The 14,274-nt window shown below is 27.8% G+C and carries 11 protein-coding genes and 2 riboswitches; of the genes, 1 reads left to right on the plus strand and 10 read right to left on the minus strand.

What is annotated here, in order from left to right:
• Positions 1-11: 11 nt before the first annotated feature.
• The 8 genes from B2S02_RS14365 to B2S02_RS14400 all read right to left on the minus strand — a co-directional run bounded on the left by B2S02_RS14365 (position 12) and on the right by B2S02_RS14400 (position 9,941).
• A complete protein-coding gene (locus B2S02_RS14365) occupies positions 12-389 on the minus strand; it encodes a GrdX family protein (RefSeq protein ID WP_035132414.1) in 378 nt (125 codons plus the stop codon).
• A gap of 68 nt (positions 390-457) precedes the next feature.
• Positions 458-512: riboswitch (glycine riboswitch) on the minus strand.
• 3 nt (positions 513-515) lie between these two features.
• Positions 516-621, minus strand: a riboswitch (glycine riboswitch).
• A gap of 513 nt (positions 622-1,134) precedes the next feature.
• Positions 1,135-1,602, minus strand: coding sequence for a tRNA (cytidine(34)-2'-O)-methyltransferase (locus B2S02_RS14370; protein WP_035132416.1), 468 nt, complete (start codon positions 1,600-1,602; stop codon positions 1,135-1,137).
• 105 nt (positions 1,603-1,707) lie between these two features.
• Positions 1,708-2,529 (minus strand): Cof-type HAD-IIB family hydrolase, encoded by an 822-nt coding sequence (locus tag B2S02_RS14375; RefSeq protein ID WP_346848972.1) that lies wholly within the window; start codon positions 2,527-2,529, stop codon positions 1,708-1,710.
• Positions 2,529-4,934, minus strand: coding sequence for a transglutaminase-like domain-containing protein (locus tag B2S02_RS14380; protein ID WP_346920949.1), 2,406 nt, complete (start codon positions 4,932-4,934; stop codon positions 2,529-2,531). The genes B2S02_RS14375 and B2S02_RS14380 overlap by 1 nt, the downstream gene beginning before the upstream one ends.
• Before the next feature lie 4 nt (positions 4,935-4,938).
• Entirely contained in the window at positions 4,939-6,000 is a 1,062-nt protein-coding gene (locus B2S02_RS14385; RefSeq protein ID WP_346848970.1) for a DUF58 domain-containing protein, read from the minus strand.
• A 94-nt stretch (positions 6,001-6,094) separates the two neighbouring features.
• A complete protein-coding gene (locus tag B2S02_RS14390) occupies positions 6,095-7,051 on the minus strand; it encodes an AAA family ATPase (RefSeq protein WP_035132421.1) in 957 nt (318 codons plus the stop codon).
• A gap of 137 nt (positions 7,052-7,188) precedes the next feature.
• Positions 7,189-8,538, minus strand: coding sequence for a VanW family protein (locus tag B2S02_RS14395; protein ID WP_346877838.1), 1,350 nt, complete (start codon positions 8,536-8,538; stop codon positions 7,189-7,191).
• 140 nt (positions 8,539-8,678) lie between these two features.
• The gene (locus B2S02_RS14400) at positions 8,679-9,941 is read right to left on the minus strand and encodes a magnesium transporter MgtE N-terminal domain-containing protein (protein ID WP_346848968.1); all 1,263 of its coding nucleotides are present in this window, start codon (positions 9,939-9,941) and stop codon (positions 8,679-8,681) included.
• 487 nt (positions 9,942-10,428) lie between these two features.
• Here B2S02_RS14400 and B2S02_RS14405 point away from each other — a divergent pair, with 487 nt between their 5' ends.
• On the plus strand, positions 10,429-12,360 hold the full coding sequence (locus B2S02_RS14405; protein WP_346920950.1) for a YgiQ family radical SAM protein: 1,932 nt from the start codon (positions 10,429-10,431) through the stop codon (positions 12,358-12,360).
• Between the two features lie 81 nt (positions 12,361-12,441).
• On the opposite strand, the gene B2S02_RS14410 is transcribed toward B2S02_RS14405, so the two are convergent.
• Both B2S02_RS14410 and B2S02_RS14415 read right to left on the minus strand, forming a co-directional pair.
• A complete protein-coding gene (locus B2S02_RS14410) occupies positions 12,442-13,104 on the minus strand; it encodes a hypothetical protein (protein WP_346920951.1) in 663 nt (220 codons plus the stop codon).
• Between the two features lie 65 nt (positions 13,105-13,169).
• Positions 13,170-14,057, minus strand: a complete 888-nt coding sequence (locus B2S02_RS14415; RefSeq protein WP_346848965.1) for a YegS/Rv2252/BmrU family lipid kinase — start codon at positions 14,055-14,057, stop codon at positions 13,170-13,172.
• Positions 14,058-14,274: the final 217 nt, after the last annotated feature.

The following is a 14,274-nucleotide window of genomic DNA, read 5'->3' on the forward strand; positions in this document are numbered from 1 at the left end:
ATATACCTCCCTTAGTTAATAGCATGATCTATTAAGTCTGAATCTATTACTTGAAAATCTGTTAATATTTTTTCACTCCATTTTGGAGTGTTAAAATCTCTTAAAAATTTTTCTGTTGTACCTATAGCATTTTCTATAATTTCTAAAGACTGCAAATCAACTCCATTGACAACCTCCGTTGAAACACAAACAGTTCTGTAAGGAGTTTCATTGGGCTTTACACTTCCCATCAATGGATGAGTAAGTATTCTATTGCCTTTATGAATATAATTTCTTACTTTTTTTAGTATATCCAACTGGGGCACATCTATAAACTCAACTTTAAACTTTTCTTCAAATTTTTCTTTTGACATAGGATTGTTAGTTACAATAAATAATGGTTCTATCATTTAAATTCCTCCTATTAGGTGCATATAAAAAAGCATAGCGCAAAATATTAATATATTTTGCCCTATGCCTCTGTATTTTAACCTGAGAGTTTTGCTCCTTCGGTGCATATACGCTTTCCAGAGTTTTGTCCATTTTCGGTCCTTTTGCCTGAGAGTTTCATATTTATTTGGCAAAATAAATACTTGCTTCTTCGGCTACCTAATTTAATAGATCCTCTCCCGAAAATATCATCCAAATTATTATTTTCTTTACTTGCTATCTTTAATACCAGTATATAATATATTTGTCTAATATTCTACATATTTTTATTGTTTTGTTATTTGATTTTTCTATAGTTTCTATAAAGTTTTTTTAATGAAAATATTCTGTCAATTGTATATATCATTATATCCTACATATATATCCCCTACTAATATGGAGAAATTCGTTGCATACCAACCCCTAGAGCATACTCATATACCTATTTTTTTCATTTTCAAAAAAATTTTAAAATAAATTTACTTATGATATATTCAAATGCCTATGCGTATAAACGTAAAAATACATTGATATTTTTTTAACTTTTTAAATATGGTTATTATTTTTTCTATAAATCAATTTCTGTACTTTATTGTTATTAAAATATATTTGAACCGCCCAATGTACAATAAATTTATTTGTATATTATAATTTAAATTATAAATTTTTATTCTGTTTATAATAATATGGAAGGATATAACCTTAAATCATATCCTTTTTAATACACTACTTCATATTTTTAAATCCGATTTGTCTCAATCCCTCATAAGCAATTATAGCAACTGTGTTGGAAAGGTTAAGAGATCTAGTTGTAGTATCTACCATAGGCACCTTTATAAGATTATCTTTATTTTCTTCTCTTATATAATCAGGTAATCCTTTAGATTCTCTACCAAATACTAAAAAATCACCTTCTTTAAAATTGGGTTCATTATAATATTTAGTTCCTTTAGTAGTACAAAAATAAAATGTTCCATTCTTATATTTTTCCCTTAAAGCTTCATAACTTTCATGAATTTCTAACTCTAACTGTGGCCAATAGTCAAGTCCAGCCCTTCTTACTGCTTTTTCATCCAAGCTAAATCCTAAAGGTTTTATTAAATGCAGCTTACAGTTAGTAAGTACACAAGTTCTACCTATATTCCCAGTATTTTGAGGAATTTCTGGTTGAAATAATACTATGTTTAAGTTCACTATTACGTCCTCCTAAAAATAAGCCTATTCAGGCTTGATAAAGATATAATACTTCATTTCTATTTCTATGTAAAGTTTATAACTTTAAAAACTTTGTTTAACATTCTATTTTAATATAAACTCTTCAATGACATGAGCAACTCCATCATCTTCATTACTAAGAGCCACATAATCTGCTTGTTTTTTTACAAATTCTTCAGCATTTCCCATAGCTACACCTACCCCAGCAAATTTAATCATAGAAATGTCGTTTTCGTTGTCTCCCATACAAATTACTTCCTCTCTATGAATTCCATAATACTCGCATATTTTCTTTACTGCTTCTCCCTTGGATGTCCCCTTTTTCATAATCTCAAAGCTACTCTCCATAGAACTTACTACTTCAAAGCTTTTTAGATTTAAAAATTCTTCCTTTGCAGCTATAACTCTCTCTTTATCCTCATGTACTACCATAACCTTAATCAGATTTCCATTTTCTTCAAATAACTTTTCCCATTCATTTATAATTCTTATGGCTACCTGTCTATTTTTAGGTAAGGTTGCATTTGCTTTACTATATATTAATGCTGAATGCTTTATCTCTTCTGTATATATTGTGTCAGTACTATAAAATTGAGGCATAATATCATACTTTTTTAATAATTTTAAAATGACTCTACATTCTTCTTTATTTAGATACTCTTCATATATAGCTTTATCTAAATCTTTTTCTCTAATATAAGCTCCATTTGAAGCTATAATAGGAGTTTTCACCCCTATTATATCCCCATAATAATTGGCTGACACAAATATTCTTCCTGTGGCAACTACAAATTTAACTCCTTTATTATGAGCTTCATTGATTGCATTTAAATTTCTTTCAGATATTTTCTTTTTACTATTTAATAATGTGCCATCCATATCAACACAAATTAATTTATATTTCATTAGTCCCTCCATAGATTAAATACAAAATACTTATTAATAATGTATTTATACCATTTTTCTCTTTCCTTAATATAATTCTCAATATACATGAAATATTCTTTTTTTTCAAATGTACTTGATAATATTTCTCCATAAAATTCATCATAGACCAAATTTACAATATCTCTTAATCTATTTTGTAGTTCTCTATCCCTTATAGACTCTACAAATTCTAAATCTCCACTACTTTTACTTTTTACTATACCTTGAGTTCTTAGTCTTTTTAAATAATAATTATATAAAGGTATCATGCTTTTATTATTAACTATTCTCATCTTATTAATCTCATACAGTCCAGCAAATATAGCTATCATTACAGCTAATGCTCCTGTAGTTACATATATTCCTATATATCTATTTAATTTATCATCTTCTCCTATTTCACTTTCCTCTTCATTAAATCCTGGCTTATTTTTATTAATTTTATTATTATTAGATTCATTATTGGAATTACTTTCTGTTGCTGTATTTTCTAATTCAATTTCTTCTTGAGATTCTTCGTATTCTGTGGGAGTTGGTGCCGAATCTACTATGGCCCATTGATTTCTATAAGGGTTTATAAGTATTTCTGCCCATGCATGAGCGTCAGCATTAGTTACCTTATAGCTACCATCCTCTCCTTTATCATCTGACATCTTAAATCCTTCTACATATCTAGCTGGAACACCTGCAATTCTACACATCATTACTGTTGCAGACGCAAAATAAGTACAATATCCTTTCTTATCTAACAGTATAAAATTACTTACAAAATCGTTATATTCATCATTATCTCCAACATTAGTAACATACTTATAATTTTTCATCAAATAACTTCTTATAGCTAAGGCTTTTTCGTGAGTGGTTAGTTCCTCCACAGTCTTTTCTTTTGCTTGTGCTTCACCAATTAATATATCATCAACTATTTTATATACTTCATCATTAATCGGAGCATCAAGCTGAAGATAATTCATGTAATGTAGCATAAAGTTATTTAAAAAGGAACTTTCTTTGTTTACATACTCCATACCTTTAGATGTATCTATTGATGACATTAAATTTTCTCTATAAGAATAATCATCAACTCCAAACTCCCTTTGAGGCATTATATAAATTTCATTCAATGGAGTTTTTTTATACATAGAATTTTGAATTCCTTCAAGATAATTATCAAAATCACCATAAGATATATAACTAACCTTGTAAGGTTCTTTTATCTCTACATCACTCATAAATATAGGAATTAAATCTACAAACAAATCCTTACTATCATTAATAATATTATTACTATTATTAGGAGTAAAATAAGAAGTAGTTTTAAAGTTTTTTCCTGGAATTATAGTTAATGTTTTTTCTTCAGTCTGAAAACTTTCATCTTTTGTTGGTTGCATAAGTTTATGCATGGGCATATTGGAAGCTTCATTAATCTCAACCTTTCTCATTACTTTATCTTCAGATTTTATCCATGATCTTCCTGTATAATAATCCATAGCCTTTCCTCTTAAATAAAAAGGCTTATCTGATATTACTTTAAACACCTCTCTACGATTTAATGCTATTGATCCTCCTAAAATTGTAGATGAATCACTATACCCACTTTGCTTCATTGAAAAGCTTCCCTTCAAAGCTTCTAAAGAAGGATTTTTTTCCTTTTCTTTTTTTCTTGCAAATTCATTTCTAAAAAAAGTAGTAACACTGTCTACAGTTTTCCCTTTGTATTCCTGTGGTAACATAAATACTAATCCAGGAATTAGTAAAGCAAGTATTAGTATTAACGTAATCATATATGTTATATTAATATCTATTTTAACTTCTCTTCCTCTATATTCTCTGCATTTTTTAATATATTCTCCTGTTCCTAATGTTATAATAACAGCTACTAAAAAATAAGGAATGTTAGGAATAACATTTTTATAGAATATTTGGTACCAGAAAATCACAAAAACACCTATTGAAAAAAACAAAGGAGTATATATGAATTTCTGAGTTATAGATATAAGCACAGCTATAAGTAAAGGAATTCCTATTGAAAATATATGAATAAACTCCTCAAAGTTAATATTTTTAGCCTTGAGGGCTGCATTATTTATATTTTTTAAATTAAGTGATATTACTTCAATTTCCTTCAATACAAATATTCCAGAAGTTTTATAGCTAATTATCCCTATTAAAATAAAAACAATAATAAAAAAGATTATTTTTTTCCTTATACTATTAAGTACTTTAGAAAAAAACAGGTAAATTAGTATACCCATGGCAAATAGTAGAAGTAAAAATACAAAATTTAGTTCCTCTATTTTAAAACAATCTACTATAAGCTTTATTACTAATGTAAAATTTATAATAACTAAAAAAGATTTTAATATTTTTTCTTCAATCACTCTCATGGCATCACCTTATTTCTTCTATGCTATAACAATTTATACCTTTATTTAACATATGTGAAATAGCATCATCACTAACCTTCGGTATTTTATCTAAATAAAATAATGTAACCTCATATCCCTCTGTAGATAAATTTATAAAGTAATCTATATTTTCTTTACTCATATCATAGGTTACTATGACAACAGCACTTTTCTTATTCACATTATACATAAACTTCTTCATAAAAAGAGGCAACTTACCTCTTCCCTCACTGTACTTACTTACCATATGAGTTTTTAATCCTTCTAAATGCTCTTTATTGCTAATATTAAAAACTTCAGTATTTTCTCCTATAATTATAGCTTGTGAATTAGCGCTTTTCTCCTGCATATATTTTATTAGAGATAAGAAAAACTCTACAAGTTCTTCCTCTCTTACTCCATCTTTATCCATACTAAGAGGATCTTTTCTTAAGTCTAAAAACACATGTATACGAGGACTTTCACTACTTTCATATTCCTTTACAAATAATTTTCCATGTTTTGCAGTAACCTTCCAGTTTACCCTTCTATAACTATCTCCAATTCTATATTCTCTAATATTTTTGATAGTTTCTAAGCTTTCTGGTCCTTTGTTTAGCTCCTGCATTATTGTTTTAGTATTAAACTCTCTTAAATTAGCTCCTTTAATTTTAATGCTCTTCAAAGTGTATATGCTAGGATATACCTTTATAGTTTCTTTATGGCTATAGGAACATTTCCAAGTAAAAACTCCAAATATATCACTAACTATACTCGTTGTGCTACCTAACCTATAGTCACCTCTAATTGGTATTTTTATATCTTTCTTTATAAATTTATTACCATTTATTTTTATAGAAATAATATCTCCTCTATATTTATTCATAATTCTTTTTAAAAGAGAATTTTCAATTTCCATATATGATATTGGAAATATTGAATCATTGTATACCTTTATAATTATATTATTATTTTCACCTGCAATTATTTCCTTTTTATCACTAACTACATCAATATTTAAATTTTTACTTACAAAATAAATATATATACTTGTAATGATCAACACTAAGAGAAAGCAATAAAAAATAGAATAGGGTAAATTCCCTCCTGAAAACAGAGCAAATATATAAGACAGAATAGTTAATATAAAATAGGACTTTTTAATCTTCAACATATACTCTCACCTTTGGAGCTATTACCACATTTAAAATTTCTTCTAAAACATTTTCAGCCTTTATTCCCCTTGCAATGGAGCCATTGGTTAATATTATCCTATGAGAAAGAACTAACTTAACATTTTCTTTAACATCTTCTGGTATTACATAATTTCTATTCTTTATTAAGGCTGTAGCCTGTGCAACCCTAAGTAATGCTAATGAAGCTCTTGTACTTCCACCTAATACTATCTCTTTATGGTTTCTTGTGGCATCAATAATATTTACTATATACTTGTTAATCTCATCATTAACCTTTATCTCCTTAACCTGTTTTTGAATATTTATTATATCTTCTTTTGAAGCCACTGGCATTAATTTATCTAATGGATTTTCTTGTCTATACAAATTTAAAATATAAGCTTCATCCATTTTGCTTGGATAACCAAGATGTACTTTTATCATAAATCTATCCAGTTGAGCCTCAGGTAAAGAAAAAGTTCCCTCATATTCGATAGGATTTTCTGTAGCCATTATAAAAAATGGCTTCTCTACCTCATAGGTTATGCCTCCTTCTGAAACTTGCATTTCTTCCATGACTTCTAATAGTGCAGACTGTGTTTTTGGTGATGTTCTATTAATCTCATCTGCTAACACTATATTTGAAAATATAGGTCCCTTATTAAAAGTAAACTTCCCTGTACCAGCATTGTAAATTGAGATACCAGTAATATCTGATGGAAGTAAGTCAGGTGTAAATTGAATTCTACTATATGTTAAGCTCAAACTTTCTTTTATGGCTTTTATCAAAGTTGTCTTTCCAACTCCTGGTACATCTTCTATTAAAATATGACCTCCTGAAATCATACCTTTCATGATATCATAAATCTCCTTTTGTTTTCCAACTATAACTTTTTCTATATTAGTAACAATATTTTCAATAAGTTCTACATTGTTTTTCATTTTAATCCTCCCAATTTTGTCCCTTATTTTATTCTTACTATTTCGGTAACATCACCAAAAAAACCTTTTAATTTTTTGAATTTTTTAAAAATTTTACCCAGATATAGACATTCTATGCCTATATCTGGGTAATAATTTTAATCTTTTCCTATTCTAACAACAGTATTTTTACTAGCATATATACTTTCACCAACTAAAATCTTTTCTACTATTTCACCATTTTCATATCTAATTCTATAGGTATTTACTATATATCCATTTACACCATTTTTTTCTATCACTATTTTGCCCTCTTCTAAGCTATAATCATAAATAATTTCTTTTTTAGGCTTTATTTCCTTTGCAATTTCACTTCTTATTTCATAATGGGGGTCCCGTTCTTCTTCATTAGAAAATATATTAAAAGTTATTTCTTTGTTTTTGACAATAACTTCAAGTAAAATAGGATAGCTATAATTATTTTTAAACTTAAAATCTGAAGCTCCATAAGCTATCATGGCATCCTGTCCCATGGGCACATATGATATTATCTTACTATGATTTTTCCTTTCCGTTATATATAAATTACTTTTTAGTACGGCATTATATAAAGTTGAAGAAACTTGACATACCCCTCCTCCAATTTCATCTATAAAAGCTCCGTTTTTAATTACCTTTGCATATTCAAAACCTTTTCCTGGGGTGGTTGCACCTACAACCTTATTGAAACTAAATTCATCTCCTGGCATAATTATAGTATTATCTATATACTTAGCTGCCATTTCAATATTCCTACACCTTCCAAAACTAGAATTTATAAAACTAGTTGTATAGGATGCTATCTTAGTATTTATACTTTTTAAGTCATCTTCCATAATCTTAGGAAACACCTTATTAAAATCCGCATTTATGATAATATCACCATCATCTACACTATTATTTATAGCTTCTATAATACTTTTATTTAATGCTTCTCCATTTATCTTTCTACCTATTTCGTGAGGCGTTATAAGAAATCCACTCCATTCATGATCTACTGTTGCATTTACCGGTGACTTATTTTGTTCTTTTTCTATAACCTTTAAAAACTTGTTAAAACTATCAGCCTTTAGACTTGTTTCCGTATAAAACTCCCTGTCTATACCTTTCTTAATATTTTTATATTTACCTATAAAACTGCCTTCCTTTCCCCAAAGTAATGCCATATCAACAATCTCTTCTATATTCTCACTAACACCTAGTTCACTAAAAGATATTTCATAACTCTTTTCATCAATTTGAACTTTTACATTTCTATTTAAATTTATATCTGTTATATCTTTATCTACTTTAAAAATAGCTTCTTCTTTACTTAATAATGAAACATCTATTTTGTTAATACTAATTCCTTTACATATAAAATTTTCATGATTTCTAATAATAATTTGTACCTTTATTAATATGAAAGAACAAACAATAAACAATATTGTTAGTAATAGAAAAGTTATTCCCATAAACTTTTTTTTCAAACCATTCACCTCCATATATAAAATATATGAGTCTAAGTAAGTCATTATAATATGTAGTTATAAATTTTCAAAAATAGGCACTTAGATTAAATCCTTAATCCAAGTGCCTATTAAAATTATTTAAGATATATTATATTGTACTATGACATTCTTTTTATTCTTCGCTTCCAGCTTGGAGATAAAATTTCATCTATAATATCTCCCATAACTGCAATCCCGCATAACCTATCTTCTTCATCCACAACGGGTACAGAGTATAAATCATACTTTACAGCTATAGCTATAGCAACATCGATTTCATCTGTGTCCACCACTTTAAATGGTTGTGTATTCATCATTGACTTTAGTTTAGCATCTGAATCAGATATCACTAAATCAATTAGAGGAACAGCTCCTTGTAGCCTTTCTTCTTTGTCAACAATATATATATAATGAGCTATTTCTTCATCTGGTCTAAGCTCTTTTAGTATATTAATGGTTTCTTTTACAGTTATATCTATATTAAAGGATATAAAATCAGTATTCATTATATTACCAACTACTTCATCCTCATATTTCATAAGATCTCTAATTTCAGTTTCATCATCATCATCTAAATTCACTAATACACGATTGGTAGTTTCTTCGTCCATATCATCTAGCATATTAGCAATTTCATCATTGGGCATAATATCCAATATTTCCCTTGCCTTATCTTCACTCAAATTTTTTAAAATATCCTTTACCATATCATGGTCAACTTCTTCTAAAGTATCTGAAGCTAAATCTATATCTAGTCCATCTATTACTTTAACTCTGTCTTCTAATGATAAATCTTCAAGAATTTTAGCAATATCTGCTGGATGTAACTTACTTAACTTATTGTATGGGGTTGTTAGCTTTAAAGAAGAATCTACCATCTCTAAAGATTGAACGCTCTCCCAACTTATTAAATTTTCTTTTGGCTCTTTATTAAATAGAGCATATACATGCTTTATTGGATTCTCAATTTTCATTTTTCTAGCAATTGCTAAAGTACCCGACTCTACTCCAATCACAGTTAAATAGCCATTTCTTTTAACCATTTTCAAATCAACAACTCTAACTATTTTTTTACCATTTACATCTACTATATCTTTATCTAATAAATGTTGAGATAAAAGATATGAATATTTCCTTGGAATTATATCTTTAACTTGTACAACCTTTATAATGAATTTACCATTTTCTTTATACACATCAATATTTCTAAATTCAAAGTTTTCAATTTCTCTTCCATTTTTAATCTTGTATCCAATAGCCCTTGGATATCCATAATCTGTAGTTACATAAATATCTTCTAACTTTCCTATACAATAATTTAATTCATCATAAACCCATCTGTTTAAAATACTACTTAGATAAAATTCTGATAGTCTATCCATGTTATTCCTCCTTCAATAGAGGAATATGTATATAAGTGTCTATAACTTAATAAACAGTACTCCTCTATTTCTATTCGATTTATAAATGTCATCACAGTCCTTACACAACAAAGGCCCACCGTCCATTAATTTCTCACCACCTAATTAAATATATTTATATTACTTATTATAGTCTACATCTTTAATTTTGTAACTATATTATTCAAATTTGGTTGAATTTCTTCATATTTATTTAATATCATGACTTTTCTCTATTTTTATTCAATTTACTATCTTATTCTAAGTCAATCTAACTTTTATATAAAATTTTCCTATGATAGTCCTATTCATATTTGTCTCTTATTATGATAATATAGTTTAATGTACAAATTAGTGCGAGAAAGGAGGTATCTTATTATAAACTTGCTGATATTATTGAAATTATTATTGTCATTAGTATTCTCTTTAAGAATTTAATTACTCGAAGTAAGTTTATATAAGAAAACCTATGAAAAGTAATACACAATTTTTACCTATTTCTAGAGAAGATATGAAAAAAAATCATATTTCTCAACTTGATTTTATAATAATAACTGGAGATGCATATATAGATCATCCATCCTTTGGAACTGCGATAATTGGAAGGCTTTTAGAAAGCGAAGGTTTTTCTGTGGGAATTATAGCTCAACCTAGTTGGGACTCTTGTGAAGACTTTAAAAAACTTGGTGAACCTAAATATGGATTTCTTATAAACTCCGGAAATATAGATTCTATGGTAAACCACTATACTGTTGCTAAAAAGAAAAGACATGATGATCTTTATTCTCCTGGTGGTAAGGGTCGTTATAGACCAAATAGAGCTGTTATAGTGTATTCAAACAGAGCTAGAGAAGCATATAAAAATACACCTATAATTATTGGTGGTATAGAAGCTAGTCTTAGAAGATTTGCCCACTATGACTATTGGGATGATAAAATTAGAAAAAGTATAATTCTTGATTCCAAGGCCGATCTTTTAATATATGGTATGGGTGAAAAACCTATAGTTGAAATTGCCAATTTATTAAGATATGGAAAACCAATTAATCATATTACTTCAGTTAGAGGAACTTCTTACGTGACCAATAAATTAGATGACATTAAAGACTATATATTGTTGCCTTCATTTGACGAAATTACTTCTGATAAAAAAGCTTATGCTAACAGCTATTTTCTTTCTTCTAGAGAACAAGACTCCGTATGGGGTAAGCCCTTAGTAGAGCCTTATGGTGATAGATTTGTAGTTCAGAATCCACCTCAAAAACCTTTAAGTACTAGGGAAATGGATAGGGTTTATAATTTACCTTATACTAGAACTTATCATCCTATTTATGAAGAAGCTGGTGGTATACCTGCTCTTAAAGAAGTTAAGTTTTCTATAACTAGTCATAGAGGTTGTTATGGAAGTTGTTCCTTTTGTGCTCTAACTTACCATCAAGGTAGAGTTATTCAAAATAGGAGTCAAGATTCTATAGTATCGGAAGCTAAACTTTTAACTGAAGATAAAGATTTTAAAGGATATATACATGATATTGGTGGTCCAACAGCTAATTTTAGACAGAGGGCTTGTAAAAAACAAATTGAACATGGAGTTTGTAAGGATAGGCAGTGTATGTTTCCTACACCTTGTAAAAACTTAATAGTAGATCATACTGAATATTTAAGTCTTCTAAAAAAAGTTAGAACCTTACCTAATGTAAAAAAAGTTTTTATTCGTTCTGGTATCAGATATGATTATCTAATATACGATAAAAATCCAAAATTTTTTAATGAACTATGTGAACACCATATAAGTGGTCAGCTAAAAGTAGCTCCTGAACATATAAGTGATAAGGTACTTTGTGAAATGGGTAAACCTTCTAAAGATGTTTACGAAAGGTTTATAACAAAATATCATGCCATTAATAAAAAATTAGGAAAGAAACAGTTTGTGGTACCCTATCTTATGTCTAGTCATCCTGGTAGTGATTTAAATGCTGCCATAGAGCTAGGACAATATATAAAATCCATGGGACATATGCCAGAACAAGTTCAAGACTTTTATCCTACACCAGGTAGTTTATCAACTACCATATATTATACTGGTATAAATCCATTTACTAATAAAAAAGTTTATGTAACCAAAAGTCAAAAGGAAAAAAATATGCAAAGAGCTCTTTTACAATTTGGGAACCCTGAAAATCACAATCTAGTTAAATCAGCTTTAACTAGTTGTCATAGAGAAGATTTAATAGGTAACGGTAAGAATTGTCTAATTCCAACTAATCCTATTATAAAAAGAAAGTCTTCTCAAACTCCTAATAATAAGGAAAAAAGTAATGTAAAGAACACTAATTTTAAAAAATCATCTAAAAATACTACCCCAAATAAAAGAGCTAAGAAAACTTCTTATAGAAAATAACTTATTATCATTCATCTAACTGATAAAGGCTATTTAAGATTTTAATTAAACATAAATCTCAAATAGCCTTTTATTTTATATCTATCTTATACCTTTTACTATTCTCTGTTTAAAAGTTCTAATGCTTCCATAAAGTACTATCATCCATGATAAATCACCTAACAACAAATAACCTATATTCTCACTGCTTTGTAATGTTACTGCAGTGGTTCCTACAAATACTAGAGAAGCTATACCAATTAATGCTGCCCCCCACTTTACACTATGCTTATACCTAAAGCTTTTTATCCCCATAAAAAACGATAATCCATTAATACACAATAATATTTTATATGGTAACAGATTACTTAGAATAACATTATATCCATAGGATAATGATATATAATACTCCATAGGAACTTTAAACATACATATCAAATAAATAACTATGCCCATAATAAAAATTCCATAAAACCATTTTATATCCATCCTTGTATTTCTATAAAAAACATATAAACAAGTATATATAATTATAGGAATATATATAATGTTTAAAAACACTAAATTCTTCATTAAGTATACACTTTTCATGTTATCTGCTAGAAGAAGCACTAGTAAGCTAACTATTCTTAATATAATTAGGATAAAAGATATGGTAAGTACTTCTTTTATTTTAACAGGGCAATACCTTATGCTTGAGGTTATAGACTCATAACTCAAAAATATCATGGCTAAAATTAAAAACAAATATATATAAATATTCAATATCCACACTCCAAAATAATAATTATATTTATATATATTACTTTTTTATATGTTTTATGAAAACATTACTCCTCTTTGCATCCTATTATTTTAATAGACCTACGTTCGCAGGTGATTTTAAGTGGAAAATCAGGGCCTTTTTCTCCATCAATATCTGTAGCTATATTCTCATCACAATCTATGGTTAGCTCTTTACATTTGAAATAAAGTATTCCATCCATATCAGCAACTTGACCCTTTTTCATCATAATAATTAAATTATTAAAAGCATTTTTCAAAATTTCCTTTTTTATAACAACCACATCTAATAATCCATCATCTGCTTCTGAGTAATCTGCAAATTTAATATTTCCTGCTGTTTGACCATTAAATACTAGTATAGTATATATTTTACCTTCAAAATTTACTACTGGAGAAGTAATCTTAACATCTATTTTTTTTAGATTTTTAACCTCTTCTGCAGCTTTTACATAATAAGCCAGCTTTCCCATTGTGTTTTTAAGACTATTATCAGTTTTTTGAGATATATCTGTAAACAGTCCTGCACTAGCTACATTTACAAAGTATTTATCATTTATTCTACCAAGATCAAAACGCTTGACCTTCCCATCTAAAATTTGCTTACAAGAAGCAGATATATCATTAGGCACTCCTAAGTATTTAGCAAAATCATTAGCTGTACCTACTGGTAAAAAGCCTACAGGAATATCTACGTTATTTTGCTTCATCTTATTTATTACTGAATCAATAGTCCCATCTCCACCTGCTATTAGTATATACTTATAGCTTTCATCTATTTCAATGAGCGCATCTCTAATATCAGAATCATGACTAATTCTAAAAGGTTCTATAGTATATCCATACTGTTGATGAATTTTGATTACCTTATCTATGTTGTTTATTATTGAATTTTCTCCCGAGTAAGGATTATAAATAAATTTAACTCTTTTCATAATTTCCTCCTATATTATTTATAAACAATATAACTTAATTATACCCATGAATATTATTTATAATTATATATAATACTTTATTTACCTTAATCTATATCATATTACCATTTTAAAAACCTTTTTTCAAATTTTAAAATTTATTCATGCTTTTTTATATTTAACAATTAATTTTTACTTTCACTGCATATATATTTTACAATGGTAACCAAAATGTATA

Origin of the sequence: Clostridium sp. UBA7339 (assembly GCF_002470865.1) — a bacterium.
Classification (GTDB): Bacteria; Bacillota; Clostridia; order Clostridiales; family Clostridiaceae; genus Clostridium_J; species Clostridium_J sulfidigenes.